Origin of the sequence: Mesorhizobium sp. M0904 (genome assembly GCF_040319475.1) — a bacterium.
GTDB lineage: Bacteria > Pseudomonadota > Alphaproteobacteria > Rhizobiales > Rhizobiaceae > Mesorhizobium.
The window spans coordinates 93,385-106,971 of record NZ_JAMYOC010000009.1 but is presented as its reverse complement, the minus strand read 5'-3'; the positions used below and the strand labels follow the sequence as shown (position 1 = coordinate 106,971).

Annotated in this window: 11 protein-coding genes; all 11 read right to left on the bottom strand. The window is 64.0% G+C overall.

What is annotated here, in order from left to right; translation table 11 throughout:
• Window positions 1-33: 33 nt before the first annotated feature.
• The gene (gene ftsA, locus NKH80_RS11785; RefSeq protein ID WP_254818984.1) at window positions 34-1,341 is read right to left on the bottom strand and encodes a cell division protein FtsA; all 1,308 of its coding nucleotides are present in this window, start codon (window positions 1,339-1,341) and stop codon (window positions 34-36) included.
• Window positions 1,338-2,279, bottom strand: coding sequence for a cell division protein FtsQ/DivIB (locus tag NKH80_RS11780; RefSeq protein WP_352505602.1), 942 nt, complete (start codon window positions 2,277-2,279; stop codon window positions 1,338-1,340). Before NKH80_RS11780 ends, ftsA begins: the two co-directional genes overlap by 4 nt.
• Window positions 2,267-3,193 (bottom strand): D-alanine--D-alanine ligase, encoded by a 927-nt coding sequence (locus NKH80_RS11775; protein WP_254818986.1) that lies wholly within the window; start codon window positions 3,191-3,193, stop codon window positions 2,267-2,269. Before NKH80_RS11775 ends, NKH80_RS11780 begins: the two co-directional genes overlap by 13 nt.
• 312 nt (window positions 3,194-3,505) lie before the next feature.
• Window positions 3,506-4,471, bottom strand: a complete 966-nt coding sequence (gene murB, locus NKH80_RS11770; protein WP_352505601.1) for a UDP-N-acetylmuramate dehydrogenase — start codon at window positions 4,469-4,471, stop codon at window positions 3,506-3,508.
• Entirely contained in the window at window positions 4,468-5,874 is a 1,407-nt protein-coding gene (murC, locus tag NKH80_RS11765; RefSeq protein WP_352505600.1) for a UDP-N-acetylmuramate--L-alanine ligase, read from the bottom strand. Before murC ends, murB begins: the two co-directional genes overlap by 4 nt.
• Entirely contained in the window at window positions 5,871-6,998 is a 1,128-nt protein-coding gene (murG, locus tag NKH80_RS11760; RefSeq protein ID WP_352505599.1) for an undecaprenyldiphospho-muramoylpentapeptide beta-N-acetylglucosaminyltransferase, read from the bottom strand. Before murG ends, murC begins: the two co-directional genes overlap by 4 nt.
• 1 nt (window position 6,999) lies before the next feature.
• Window positions 7,000-8,151: a putative lipid II flippase FtsW gene (gene ftsW, locus NKH80_RS11755; protein WP_023676765.1), complete on the bottom strand. Its 1,152-nt coding sequence runs from the start codon at window positions 8,149-8,151 to the stop codon at window positions 7,000-7,002.
• The gene (murD, locus tag NKH80_RS11750) at window positions 8,151-9,551 is read right to left on the bottom strand and encodes a UDP-N-acetylmuramoyl-L-alanine--D-glutamate ligase (protein WP_352505598.1); all 1,401 of its coding nucleotides are present in this window, start codon (window positions 9,549-9,551) and stop codon (window positions 8,151-8,153) included. Before murD ends, ftsW begins: the two co-directional genes overlap by 1 nt.
• A gap of 8 nt (window positions 9,552-9,559) precedes the next feature.
• Window positions 9,560-10,642 (bottom strand): phospho-N-acetylmuramoyl-pentapeptide-transferase, encoded by a 1,083-nt coding sequence (mraY, locus tag NKH80_RS11745; protein ID WP_254818991.1) that lies wholly within the window; start codon window positions 10,640-10,642, stop codon window positions 9,560-9,562.
• A gap of 24 nt (window positions 10,643-10,666) precedes the next feature.
• Window positions 10,667-12,100, bottom strand: a complete 1,434-nt coding sequence (locus NKH80_RS11740; protein WP_352875922.1) for a UDP-N-acetylmuramoylalanyl-D-glutamyl-2,6-diaminopimelate--D-alanyl-D-alanine ligase — start codon at window positions 12,098-12,100, stop codon at window positions 10,667-10,669.
• Window positions 12,097-13,551, bottom strand: coding sequence for a UDP-N-acetylmuramoyl-L-alanyl-D-glutamate--2,6-diaminopimelate ligase (locus NKH80_RS11735; protein WP_352991659.1), 1,455 nt, complete (start codon window positions 13,549-13,551; stop codon window positions 12,097-12,099). Before NKH80_RS11735 ends, NKH80_RS11740 begins: the two co-directional genes overlap by 4 nt.
• Window positions 13,552-13,587: the final 36 nt, after the last annotated feature.

Sequence of the window (13,587 nt, the reverse complement as noted above, 5' to 3'; positions counted from 1 at the left end):
GCCGCGGCCGCCTATGGGGCTGTCCCCGTCAAATTAAAAACTGTCTCTCAACCACTGACTCATTCGATGCAGTTTTCCGCCTGTTCCGGTCATCCGAAGACCGGAAATTCCCTTCGCCGGGCGGCTCTCGAAGCTCGCCATCTGCGGGTAGATCAGAAGCCCGACGGGCGTCGAAAAAGCCGGCCCCTTGGCCGCCTCGGGCAGGCCTGCCACGCCAAGCGGGCGTCCGATGCGCACATTGCGGCCGAGAATGCGGCGTGCTGCTTCGGGCAGGCCGGCAAGCTGGCTGGCGCCGCCGGTCAGCACCACACGCTTGCCGACGGCATTGCCGTAGCCGGACTTGTTCAGGCGGTCGCGCAGCAATTCCAGCGTCTCGTCGATGCGGGCGCGGATGATGCGTGTCATCACCGAGCGCGGGATCTGCAACGGCACCTCGCCGTCCTCGCCGATCGGATGGATGGAAACCAGGTCGCGGTCGTCGGCACTGCCAGGCAGCGCCGAGCCATGCATCACTTTCAGCCTTTCGGCGGCATCGAGCGAGGTCGACAGGCCCTTGGCCATATCCAGCGTGACGTGGTTGCCGCCGATCGCGATGGCGTCGCCGTGGACGAACTTGCCTTCCGAAAATACCGAGATCGTCGTCGTGCCGCCGCCCATGTCGATGCAGGCCGCGCCCATTTCGAGCTCGTCGTCGACCAGCGCGGCAAGCCCGCTGGCATAAGGCGTCGCCACCATGCGCTCGACCGACAGATGCGAGCGGTTGATGCAGAGCTCAAGATTGCGCAAAGGCGCCGCGTCGCCCGTCAGCACGTGCATGTCGACGCCAAGCTGGTCGCCAACCATGCCGCGCGGATCGCGCACACCGCGCTCGGCATCCAGAGAAAAGGCTACGGGAAGCGAATGGATCACCTCGCGCTCGGCCCGCAGAGCCTGCTTGGCGCCGGCGGCAAGCACGCGCTTGATGTCGGCCTCGTCGGCCTCATGGCCGCCGAGATTGATGGTGGCCGAAAAAGCCTCGCTCTTCAACCGGCCGGCAGTCATGTTGACGATCAGCGAATCGACCGTCAGTCCCGCCATGCGTTCGGCGGCGTCGACGGCAAGACGGATGGCGTGCTCGGCGCGGTCGAGATCGATGACGACGCCCGATTTCACGCCTTGCGATTTCTGGTGGCCGATGCCGATCACCTGGACGCGATGCGAGCGTCCGCGCAGCAGCTTGCCATCCTCGCGCGGCTTGAGCTTGGCCACCACGCAGCAGACCTTGCTGGAGCCGACATCCAGCACCGTCAAGATGCCGGACCGGCGCGCCGAAGCATCGCTATTGCCGCCAAGCCAGCTCATATTTTCGTCTCCGGCTTGCGCTTCAGCATCTTGGGCTTTTCGTTGAGCGCGGCCTCGCGCTGTGTCGCCGCCTCCGGCGTCAGCTGGACGACCAGACGATCGGAAAGGCGCATGTCGACGGCAGCGATGTCGCGCGTCAAAAGCCCGTTCTCGTGGTCCATCCTGACCAGGTCGGCAATCGCCTGATCCTCGCCGTCTTCGGGAAGTTTGATCGTGATGCCGTTTTCAAGCTTGAGATCCCAGCGCCGTTCGCCGATGCGGATATAGCCCTTGATCCGCGCGGCGAGCTCCGGATAATTCTTGATCTTCGCTAGGAAATCCGGCGCTTTGGCCGGTGCGCCGGTGCCGATGATCAGCGGCAGCAATATCTGCTTGCCGCCGGAGAACGGCGCAATGACGGCGCCGGATTTCTCGATGACCGAAAGCGCGCTGCCTTGCTGCCACAGCGCGAACGGCTCGCGCTCCTCGACGCGCACTTCCAGCGTATGCGGGTAGACCTTGCGCACTGCCGCGGCTTCGACCCAGGGTAGCGTGGTGATGCGTTCGCGCGCGGTTTCGGCGTCGAAGCCGATCAGCGAGGTCCAGCCGTCGAGTTCCAGCCTGTCGAGAATATCGATCTCGGATGTTTCGCGGTTGCCGACGACCTTGACCTGATCGACGGCAAAGCCGGTTCGGGCGGTGACACTCTGGACGATGGCGTCGGCATGTCCGCCGAGATAGGCGCCATAGGCACTGCTCGAAATAAGCAACGCCGCCGACAGCATGGCAGCGCAATAGGGCGGCGCTTCGAAGTCGCCCTCGCCGAGGCGCGCCAGCACGCGCACCGGCCGGCGGAGCAGGCGCGGCAGCACGAAATGGTCGAACGACAACGGCATGCCGAACAGCGCCGGCCCGGCCGCGCCCTTCCCCCTGCCCTGTCCCCACTTCAACGCAGACACGAAGCGTCCTCCACCATCCAACTCAACAAATCGCCGAACGAGTGTCCCGCTTGCGCGGCGATTTCCGGCACCAAAGACGTCGGCGTCATGCCCGGCTGGGTGTTGACCTCGAGCCAGACAATTTCGCCGTTTTCGGAGTGACGATCGTCATAACGGAAGTCCGATCGGGAAACGCCCCGACAGCCGATAGCTTGATGAGCCTTGAGTGCCAGTGTCTGTATTTTTTGGTAAATATTCGGTGAAAGTTTTGCCGGGCATTCGTGTTTTGATCCTCCCGCGACGTATTTTGAATCATAGTCGTAGAAGGAATGGCCGGTCGGGATGATCTCGCAGACACCGAGCGCCACATCGCCCATCACCGCGCAGGTCAATTCCCGCCCGTGCACATAACGCTCGACCATGACCGTATCGCCGTATCTCCACTCGGACGAGCCGATGATCTGCGGCGGATGCGACTGGCCTTCATGCACGATGACGACACCGAAGCTCGACCCTTCGTTGACCGGCTTGACCACATAGGGCGGCTTCATCGGGTGCTTGTTCTGGATGGCGAAGCGATTGGCCACCTTCGATTCCGCCACCGGAATGCCGGCCGCCTTGGCGACCTTCTTGGCCTGTTCCTTGTTCATCGCGAGCGCCGAGGCAAGCACGCCCGAATGCGTGTACGGAATGGCGAGGTACTCGAGGATGCCCTGGATGGTGCCGTCCTCGCCGAAAGGGCCGTGCAGTGCGTTGAAGACGACGTCAGGCTTGAGCGCGCTGAGCACCGAGCCGATGTCGCGCGAGACGTCGACGCGGGTGACCTGGTAGCCCTCTCCCTCGAGCGCATCGGCGCAGGCTTTGCCCGACGACAGGGACACGGGCCGCTCGGACGAGAATCCTCCCAGAAGGACGGCCACGTGCTTGCTTGTCATTCCCCGTCATTTCCTCTCGCAGCAGGCCTGCACTATCGTGCATGACCCGAAAAGCATCGCGCACACTCATACGCGCCGAGCAACTTCGCTCCGTGTTTCCGCAACATTGAGTCCGAGTCTCCCGGCAGGTTGCCCCCCAGACGGAAACGCGAGCAACGCGTCGAAACGACTCAAATCAGGAAACGCTTCAGGGCAGAGAATCAGAGAGTTGATTCGCTGGCAAGTGCTTACGATTCCGATGGATTCACTTTCCGCAAAAACGGCAGCAAAATGTGAATTCATGAGTCCGAAAAGCAACGGCGGTCGACTTGCCTAAAGCAACTGCCCGAGAAATTCCTGGACCGCATGGCCCGGCCGAAAATTACCGATGCGCTTGATCTCCCACTGCAGCCGGATGCCCGATTTTTCGAGCACGCGCGCACGCACCGTCTCACCGAGATATTCAAGCTCGTAGCCGGTGGCGGTTCCGGTGTTGATCATGAAGTTGCAATGCATCGGCGACATCTGCGCCCCGCCGACCATCAGGCCGCGGCAGCCGGCCTTGTCGATTTCCTTCCAGGCCGAGGTGCCCTCGGGATTCTTGAAGGTCGAGCCCCCGGTTTTTTCGCGGATCGGCTGCACGGTCTCGCGATGGTTCTGGACAGCATCCATCGCGGCCTTGATCGCCGCCTTGTCCTCGGGAACGCCTTCGAGCAGCGCCGATGTGAAGATCAGCCCCGACGGCGCCGCTGAATGGCGATAGGCATAGCCCATGTCGGCATTGCTCAGCGTATGAACATTGCCCTTGCGGTCGAGTGCCCGCACCTCGACCACACGCTCGCGTGTCTCGACGCCATTGGCGCCGGCGTTCATCCTCAGCGCTCCGCCAATGGCGCCGGGAATGCCGTGGTAGAAGTGAAAGCCACCAATGCCGGCCTCGTAGGCAACGGCCGCAAGACGCTTGTCGGGCGTTGCGGCGCCCGCCTTGATCATGGTCGGCGCAATTACTTCGGTCTCGCCAAAGCCTTTGGCCGAAAGCCGGATGACGAAGCCCGCAATGCCGCCGTCACGGACAAGCAGGTTCGAGCCGACGCCGACGATGGTCAGTGGTATTTCCTCGGGCACCGCCTTCAGGAACGCGGCAAGATCGTCCTCGTCGGCCGGCTGGAACAATGCGTCCGCGAGCCCGCCGGCTCGAAACCAGGTGATCTTGTCCATCTCGGCATTGGGCGTGATGCGGCCGCGCAGTCCGGCAAGCCGGTCGCCAAGCTTCTCGATCAACGCCTGGCCGCGCATCATGAGATGGTCCCGCCGAGTTCCTTGGGCAGCGCATAGGCCCATTGAGTGATGTTGCCGGCGCCGAGGAAAACGACGAAATCGCCCGGCTTCGCCACCTCGCGAACGATCGGCCCGATCGCCGCCGGACCTTCGATGTAGCGTGCGTCGCGATGGCCGCCGGAGCGGATGCGCGACACCAGTGCGTCGGACGTAACGCCGTCGATCGGTTCCTCGCCGGCCGCATAGACGGGCGCCACCATTACCGTATCGGCGTCGTTGAAGCAGACGGAAAACTCGTCAAACAGATCGCGCAGCCGGGTGAAGCGGTGCGGTTGGGTAACGGCGATGATGCGGCCCTTGGTGGCGCTGCGCGCAGCCTTCAGTACCGCCGTGATCTCGACCGGATGATGACCGTAATCGTCGAACACATCGACACCGTTCCACGAACCGGTATGGGTGAAGCGCCGCTTGACGCCGGCGAAGGACGACAGGCCCTTCTTAATTGCCTCAGCCGGAAGGCCGAGCTCATGCGCGACGGCAATCGCCGCCGTCGCATTGGAGACATTGTGACGTCCGGGCATGGGTAGCCGCAGACCTGATATCGTTATCTGGCCGTGCGTCTTGCGATCGCGGATCACCACGTCGAATTCCGAGGTCGGGCCGTCCATGCGGTGATTGGTGAAGCGCACGTCGGCCTGCGCATTTTCGCCATAGGTGATGACGCGCCGGTCCTCGATGCGGGCGACCAGCGCCTGCACCTCGGGATGGTCGGTGCACATCACGCCGAAGCCGTAGAACGGCACATTCTCGACGAACTGACGAAACGCCTCGCGCACTTTGTCGAAGGAGCCGTAATGATCGAGATGCTCGGGGTCGATATTGGTGACGACGGCAATCTCGGCCGGCAGCCTGAGGAAGGTGCCGTCGCTCTCGTCGGCCTCGACCACCATCCATTCGCCGTCGCCCATGCGGGCATTGGTGCCATAGGCATTGATGATGCCGCCATTGATCACCGTCGGGTCGAGCCCGCCGGCTTCGAGTAGCGTCGCCACCATCGAAGTCGTCGTCGTCTTGCCATGCGTGCCGCCGATCGCGACCGCTTGGCGGAACCGCATCAACTCGGCTAGCATTTCGGCGCGCCGCACGATCGGCAGCAACTTCTCTCTCGCCGCCTTCAGTTCCGGATTGGATTTCTTGATTGCGGTGGAGACGACGACCACCTCGGCCTCGCCGAGGTTTTCGGCCTGGTGGCCGACGAAGCATTCGATGCCCTTGTCGCGCAGCCGCTGCACATTGGCGCTGTCGGCCTGGTCGGACCCTTGCACCTTGTAGCCGAGATTGTGCAGCACCTCGGCGATGCCGCTCATGCCGATGCCGCCAATGCCGATGAAATGCACGAGGCCGATCGTCTGTGGCATCTTCATTCGTGCGTCTCCTTCCTGAATTCCGAAACGGATTTCCTGGACGCAATAGCCTCTGTCAGATCGGCGAGCAACCGCGCGGCATCCGGTTTTCCGGATGATTTCGCCGCCGCGGCCATTGTCGCCGCCCTGCCCGGATCATCCATCAAGGCCCCGATCAACGCAGCAATGTGCTCGGGCGAAAGCGTGGATTGCGGATGCACCTCGGCGCCGCCCGCTGCCGCAAGGGCCGCCGCATTCGCCGCCTGGTCGTGGTCGAGCGCGTGCGGATAGGGCACCAGCAGCGCCGGCCGGCCGATCACCGCGATTTCCGATACGGTCGATGCGCCGGAGCGCGACATCACCAGATGCGCCGCCGCCAGCCGCTTTGCCATGTCGGTGAAGAACGGCGACACCTCGGCCCCAATGCCAAGTGCGGCATAGGCGGCTTTCACCCGCGTCACATCGTCGGCGCGCGCCTGCTGTGTGATCGCCAGCCGCCTGCGCTGTGCGTCGGAAAGCCGGGCGATTGCCGCCGGCACCGCGTCGGAAAAGAACTGCGCGCCTTGGCTGCCGCCAAACACCAGCAATCGGAACGGCTCTTCGCCGGCCGATGCGGCATAAGGTGTCTTCGCCGCCTCCAGCACTTGCGGTCTGACCGGATTGCCGGTGGTCACCGTCTTGGCGCCTGCGGCACTGCTGTCTTCAGGCAGGAACCCACCGGCAATGGCGTCGACGCGGCCGGCAAGCGCGCGGTTGGCGCGGCCCATCACCGCATTCTGCTCGTGGATCAGCGTCGGCACCTTGCGCCGGGTCGCCGCGTAAAGCGGCGGCAGTGTCGGATAACCGCCGAAGCCGACCACGATGGCGGGCTTGATGCTGGCGATGACGGCCGATGCCTGCCGCACGCCGCGCCAGATTTTCCAAAACGCGGCGAGCACGGCAAAAGGATTTTTCGACCCCATCGTCGCCGACTGGATCGGATGGATGGCGGCTGCCGGGAACTGTCCGGTAAAGCGCTCGGCGCGCTCGTCCGTCGCCAGATGCACCGTCCAGCCGCGCCTGGTCAGTTCGTGCGCCAACGCCTCGGCCGGGAACAGGTGTCCGCCCGTGCCGCCTGCCGCCAGCAGGATGACCCCCTTCGCCATCTCACTCCGCCGGCATCGCACGCGGCGACGGCATGAAGCCCAGCTGCTTGCGCTTTTCCGGGCGCTTGCGCGTCAGCGCCAGCACCATGCCCATCGAGATGGCGATCGCGATCTGCGAAGAGCCGCCGTAGGAGATGAACGGCAGTGTCATGCCCTTGGCCGGCATCAGCTGCAGATTGACGGCCATGTTGATGACCGACTGCAGGCCGAAGACCGTGACCAGGCCGCCAACCGCATAGCGGGTGAAATCGTCCTGCTCCTTGAGCGCCGTGTTGAGACCGCGCAGCACGATGAAGCCGAAGATGGACATGATGAAGAAACACATGATCAACCCGAATTCCTCGCCGGCGACGGAGAAGACGAAGTCGGCGTGGCTGTCGGGGATGACCCGCTTGACGGTACCCTCGCCCGGCCCGACGCCGAACCAGCCGCCATTGATCAGCGCCTCGCGGCCCATGTCGACCTGGAACGTGTCGCCCTCGCCGGTCATGAAGCGGTCGATGCGGCCGGCAACGTGCGGGAACACCGCATAGGCGGCGAACACGCCGCCGACGCCGGCAGCACCCAGCGCGACGATCCACAGCCACGGCAACCCGGCCATGAAGAACATCACCCCCCAGGTGCCGAGCACCAGCATGGTCTGCCCCAGGTCAGGCTGCGCCACCAGCAGCGAGATAACCAGTGCAAGCAGCAACATGGCGAACAGATTGCCGGGAATGTCGGGCTGCCGCTTGTGCTCGGCGAACAGCCAGGCGCAGATGATGACGAAGGCCGGTTTCAGGAACTCGGATGGCTGGATCGACAGACCGGCAAGCGACACCCAGCGCCGCGCGCCCTTCACCTCGACGCCGATGTAGAGCACTGCCACCATCAGAAACAGCATGATGCACAGCATGACCAGCGCCATGCGCCGGATCTGCCTGGATTCAAGGAACGAGACAGCCAGCATCACCCCAAGTGCCGGAATGGTGAAGATAATCTGGCGCGTCGCGAAGTGGAAACTGTCGAGCCCGATGCGCTCGGCCACCGCCGGGCTTGCGGCGAAGGACAAAACGATGCCGAGCCCCATCAGCGACAGGAACGCCGCCAGGAACCAGCGATCGATCGTCCACCACCAGGTCGCAACCGGGCTTTTGTCGAGACGGCTTTGCATTATCGTGTCCCTCCGATGGGCATCACGCCATCAATGGCGGTTACGGCCTGCCTGAACGCCTCGCCGCGCACTTCGAAATTCTTGAACTGGTCGAAACTGGCGCAGGCCGGCGACAGCAGCACCACCGCCTCGCCGCTACTATCCCTGGCCGCATCACGGGCGGCGTGTTCGACTGCCGCGGCCAACGTGCCTGAGATCTCGTAAGGCACCGCCTCGCCCAGCGTCGCCGAAAAGGCCGGTGCAGCTTCGCCGATCAGATAGGCCTTGGCGATGCGCGGGAAGAAGCCGCGCAACTGCTCGATGCCGCCCTCCTTCGGCAGGCCGCCGGCAATCCAATGGATACGCGCAAAGCTCGACAGCGCCGGTGCAGCGGCATCGGCATTGGTCGCCTTGGAATCGTTGACGAACAGCACATGCCCTTTGCGGCCGACCTGCTCCATGCGGTGCGCCAGCCCGGGGAAACTCTCCAGTCCGGATTGGATCTCGCCGAGTTCGAGCCCGACCTTGAGGCAGGCGGCGGCGGCGGCCAGTGCATTCTGCGCATTGTGCTGGCCGCGCAAGGAGCCGATGCCTTCGAGGAAGGCGACCCGGCTGTAGCGGCCGTGCACGGCTTCCATTAAATTCGTGCCGTCGGCGAAATAACCGTCGGTCAGGGGCAGGCGCTTGGAAATCCGAATGACCTGCCGGCCTGCCCGCTCCAGCCGGTCGGCGATCTGGGCGCACCAGGAATCGTCGACGCCGATGATTGCCGTCTCGCTGCCGGCCACCAGCCGCTCCTTGATCGAGGCGTAGTGTTGCATCGTGCCATGGCGGTCGAGATGGTCCGGCGTCAGATTGAGCAGGACGCCGGCCGTCGGATTGATCGAGGGGGCAAGGTCGATCTGGTAGGAAGAGCACTCAACCACATAGTGCCGCTCGGGCTGCGGCGGATCGAGCGTCATCACCGCACGGCCGATATTGCCGCCCATCTGCGTGTCGCGCCCGGCCGACTTGAGTATGTGCGCCGTCAATGCCGTGGTCGTCGACTTGCCGTTGGTGCCGGTGATCGCAATGAAAGGTGCTTCCGGCGCCCGCGCCGTCCGCTCGCGGCAGAAAAGCTCGATATCGCCTATGATCTCGACGCCGGAGCCCCGCGCGAGCTCGACAGTCCAGTGCGGCTTCGGGTGCGTCAGCGGCACGCCGGGCGACAGCACGAAGGCGGAAAACCTCGCCCAGTCCGCGCCGCGCAGGTCCGCGGTTGCAATACCGACCGCGCCAGCCTTGGCGACGCTGTCGGGATTGTCGTCCCAGGCCAGCACATCTGCGCCGCCTTCGATCAGCGCGCGCGCCGTGGCGATCCCCGAGCCGCCGAGCCCGAAGAGCGAAACGCGCTTGCCTGAAAAGGATGCGGCGGGGATCAAGCGGCCTCCTATCTGAGCTTCAGGGTCGACAGGCCGACCAGCGCCAGGATGACGGCGATGATCCAGAAGCGGATCACCACCTGGCTTTCGGTCCAGCCGAGCTTTTCGAAATGATGGTGGATCGGCGCCATCAGGAAGACGCGCTTGCCGGTCATCTTGAAATAGCCGACCTGGATGATGACCGAGAATATCTCGACAACGAACAGGCCTCCGACGATGACCAGCACGATCTCGTGCTTGGTCGCCACCGCGACCGTGCCGATCAGCCCGCCCAGCGCCAGCGAGCCGGTATCGCCCATGAAGATGGCCGCCGGCGGCGCATTGAACCACAGGAAGCCGAGCCCGGCGCCGATCACCGCTCCAAGGACCACCGCCAGTTCGCCGGTACCGGGCACGAAATGGATCTGAAGATATTCGGCGAATACCGCGTTGCCGGAGAGATAGGCGATGACGCCGAAGGACGCCGCCGCGATCATGATCGGCACAATCGCCAGTCCGTCGAGGCCGTCGGTCAGGTTCACCGCATTGCCGGCGCCGACGATGACGAAGCACGAGAACGGGATGAAGAACCAGCCGAGATTGACGAGAAACTCCTTGGCGAAAGGGAATGTCAACGATGACGAGAACGGCGCCTGGCCGTTATGCATGATCACCCAGGCGGCGATGCCTGCGATGGCAAATTCGAGCCCCAGCCGCGCTTTGCCGGAAAAGCCGAGATGCGATTGCTTCGTCACCTTGAGGTAATCGTCGTAAAAGCCGATCGAGCCGAACCCCAGCGTCACCAGCATCACCACCCAGACGTAGATGCTCGACAGGTTCGCCCACAGCAGTGACGAACCGATGATGCCGGACAGGATCATCAGCCCGCCCATGGTCGGCGTTCCCGCCTTTTTGAAATGCGTCTGTGGCCCATCGGCGCGGATCGGCTGTCCCTTGCCTTGCCGCAGCCTCAGCGAATTGATGATGGTCGGTCCGAAGATGAACACGATCAGCGCCGCTGTGATCAGCGCCCCGCCGGTGCGGAAAGTTATGTAGCGGAAGACGTTGAAGACCGAGATCTTGTCCGCAAATTCGACGAGCAGTGTTAACATGCGCTTGCGTCCCCCGGACCGATCCTAGGTCTGTCTGCTGGTTGTGGCTTCCGCCGGAAACTTGCCGAGCAATGCCTCGACCAGCTTTGAGAAGCCTATGCCTTTCGACGATTTGATCATAACCACGTCGCCCGGCCTCAACTCCGACAGAAGCACCGGTTTCAGATCTTCCGCGCCGGCGCGGTACTCCGTCCTGATCTCGCCGGGCAAAACGTCGGCCAGCGCCCGCATTTCCGGGCCGCCGAGAAAAACCGTGCGCGTGTCGGTGCCGACGATCAGGTCGGCAAGGGCGGCATGCAATTTCGCCGAATGGCCGCCGAGCTCGAGCATATCGCCGAGCACGGCAATGCGCCTGCCCTCACCCGACACCGGCGTCGTGTTGAGCAGCGCCATTGCAGCGCTCATCGACGCCGGATTGGCGTTGTAGCTCTCGTCGATCAGCGTGATCGGCCCTTTGGGGTGGCGCAACATATAGCGTTTGCCGCGTCCGCGTTCGGGCGAAAGATCGGCCAGCGCCTGCGCAACCCTGGTGACGTCGGCTCCGACCAGATGCGCTGCACCCAGCACCGCCAGCACATTCTGCACCATATGGCGGCCCGGCGCGCCGATCCTGGCGACGATCTCATGCCCGCCAATCTTGGCGGTTATCACGGAATGATCGGCATCGAGTTCGCATTTGATCAGTTTGAAGGTCGCCCGGGCATTCTCGCCGAATCCGTAAACATGCTCGACGCCGGCCTCTTTCGCCATCTTCTCCAGCAGCTTCCAGCGCGCATCGTCGCGGTTGAGAAGGGCGGCACCGCCGGGTTCCAGTCCCTCGAAAACCTCTGCCTTGGCCTTGGCGATCTCGTCCAGGTTGCGGAAGAAGCCGAGGTGAGCGGCCGCGATCAGCGTAATGATGGCGACATGCGGCCGGACCATCTTGACCAGAGGCCGGATCTCGTCCGGATGGTTCATGCCGATCTCGAAGACGGCAAAATCGCAATCCTGCGGCATGCGCGCCAGCGTCAGCGGCACACCCCAGTGATTGTTAAACGACTGGGCCGATGCATGCACGGTACCGACCGCGGAGAGAGCGTGGCGCAGGGCTTCCTTGGTGGTGGTCTTGCCCGCCGATCCGGTCACGGCAATCACCCTCGCCTTTGAGCGTGCGCGCGCCGCAACGCCGAGCTTTTCCAGCGCGACGAGCACATCCTCCACGACGATCATCGGTGCCGTCAGCCGCCCCAGCGACGGCAGCTTGCCCTCGGCGACGACCAGCACGCCGGCGCCCGCCTTGATGGCGGCGGTGACGAAATCATGGCCGTCCATGGCCTCGCCCTTGACGGCGAAGAAGGCGTCTCCCGGCTGCAGGCTGCGGCTGTCGATGGAAATGCCGGCGATGCCTTCAGGCATCGGACCGAGCGGCCGGCCATCCATGGCGGCAACCAGCGCCTCGGAGGTCCACAGATAGCTCACGCCGCTTGCTCCCTGAGCGCCGAGCGAACTTCCTCGTGATCGGAAAAATGCAGCGTCTCGGCACCGATGGTCTGGCCTTCCTCATGGCCCTTGCCGGCCACGATCAGCGTATCGCCGGCGTGAAGCATCCCGACTGCCTGGTGGATGGCCTTGCGCCGGTCGCCGATCTCGATCGCCCCCGGTGCAGCCGCCAGGATCGCGGCGCGGATCGTCTCGGGGACTTCCGAGCGGGGATTGTCGTCGGTGACGATGACGACATCGGCCAGCCTCGTGGCGATCTCGCCCATGATCGGCCGCTTGCCCCGGTCGCGGTCGCCGCCGCAACCGAATACGACGATGACGCGGCCGGTGGTAAAGGGGCGCACCGAAGCCAGCACGTTTTCCAGTGCATCCGGCTTATGAGCATAGTCGACATAGACGGGCGCCCCGTTGGCGGCCGTCCCGACAAGGTCGAGCCGTCCCGGCGCGCCCTTCAATTTCTCCAGCGCCATCAAGGCTTTGGCAACAGATGTTCCAGTCGAAATGGCGAGGCCGGCCGACACCAGCGCATTTGCAATCTGGAAGTCGCCAGCCAGCGGCAAGTCGACTTCATGGAGAACGCCGTCCGCTTCAACCTCGGCGCGCTGGCGGTGGCGCTCGTGCTCGACCCGCTTCAGCCGCAGGAAATCGCCGTGGCGTCCGACCGTCAGCACGTTCAGTCCCGCTGCATGCGCCGCTTTGATCGTCGGCTCCGACCACGGGTCGTCGGCAAAGATGACGGCCGGCGCGCCCTTCGGCAGCAGCGCGTCGAACAGACGCAATTTGGCGCGATGATAGTCCTCGACCGTCGGATGATAGTCCATATGGTCGCGGCCGAGATTGGTGAAGCCGCCGGCCGTAAGCTTGACGCCGTCGAGCCGGCACTGGTCGAGGCCATGGCTGGACGCTTCCATTGAGGCGTGGGTGACGCCGGCCTCCGCCAGTTCCTTGAGCAGCCTGTGCAATGCCACCGGATCCGGCGTGGTCAGCGAGCCATATTCGTTGCGGCCCGGCGCCACCACGCCGGTCGTGCCGATCGAGGCGGCGGCGAAACCCGCCTGCTCCCATATCTGCCGGGTGAATGCGGCGACCGAGGTCTTGCCGCTGGTTCCGGTCACCGCGACCATGGTTTGCGGTTGCTTGCCGAAATAACGGGCCGCACTCTGCGCCAGCGCAAGGCGCGGATCGTCTACGACAAGAACCGGCACTGGCAGCCCGGCGACCGCACTGCCCTTGCCGACCACGATCGCTGTAGCGCCGCGGCTTGCGGCGTCGGCTGCATAGGCTGCACCATCCGCCTTGGAGCCGGTGAGCGCGAAAAAGACGACGCCCTCTGTTACCTGGCGGGAATCCGACGAAATCCCTGTAACCTCCATGTCGAAGGGAGCTGTCCCATCGACAGGCAGGATACCGGCTAGATTTTTCAGCTTCATCGAACCCCGTTCATCGCAACAAAATAGCGCGCAGTT

What these genes read in the sequence shown, in the direction of transcription:
- ftsA (WP_254818984.1), bottom strand. Translation starts at nt 1,341, where the DNA reads ATGAGCTGGCTTGGCGGCAATAGCGATGCTTCGGCGCGCCGGTCCGGC.
- NKH80_RS11775 (WP_254818986.1), bottom strand. Translation starts at nt 3,193, where the DNA reads ATGACAAGCAAGCACGTGGCCGTCCTTCTGGGAGGATTCTCGTCCGAG.
- murB (WP_352505601.1), bottom strand. Translation starts at nt 4,471, where the DNA reads ATGATGCGCGGCCAGGCGTTGATCGAGAAGCTTGGCGACCGGCTTGCC.
- murC (WP_352505600.1), bottom strand. Translation starts at nt 5,874, where the DNA reads ATGAAGATGCCACAGACGATCGGCCTCGTGCATTTCATCGGCATTGGC.
- murG (WP_352505599.1), bottom strand. Translation starts at nt 6,998, where the DNA reads ATGGCGAAGGGGGTCATCCTGCTGGCGGCAGGCGGCACGGGCGGACAC.
- ftsW (WP_023676765.1), bottom strand. Translation starts at nt 8,151, where the DNA reads ATGCAAAGCCGTCTCGACAAAAGCCCGGTTGCGACCTGGTGGTGGACG.
- mraY (WP_254818991.1), bottom strand. Translation starts at nt 10,642, where the DNA reads ATGTTAACACTGCTCGTCGAATTTGCGGACAAGATCTCGGTCTTCAAC.
- NKH80_RS11735 (WP_352991659.1), bottom strand. Translation starts at nt 13,551, where the DNA reads ATGAAGCTGAAAAATCTAGCCGGTATCCTGCCTGTCGATGGGACAGCT.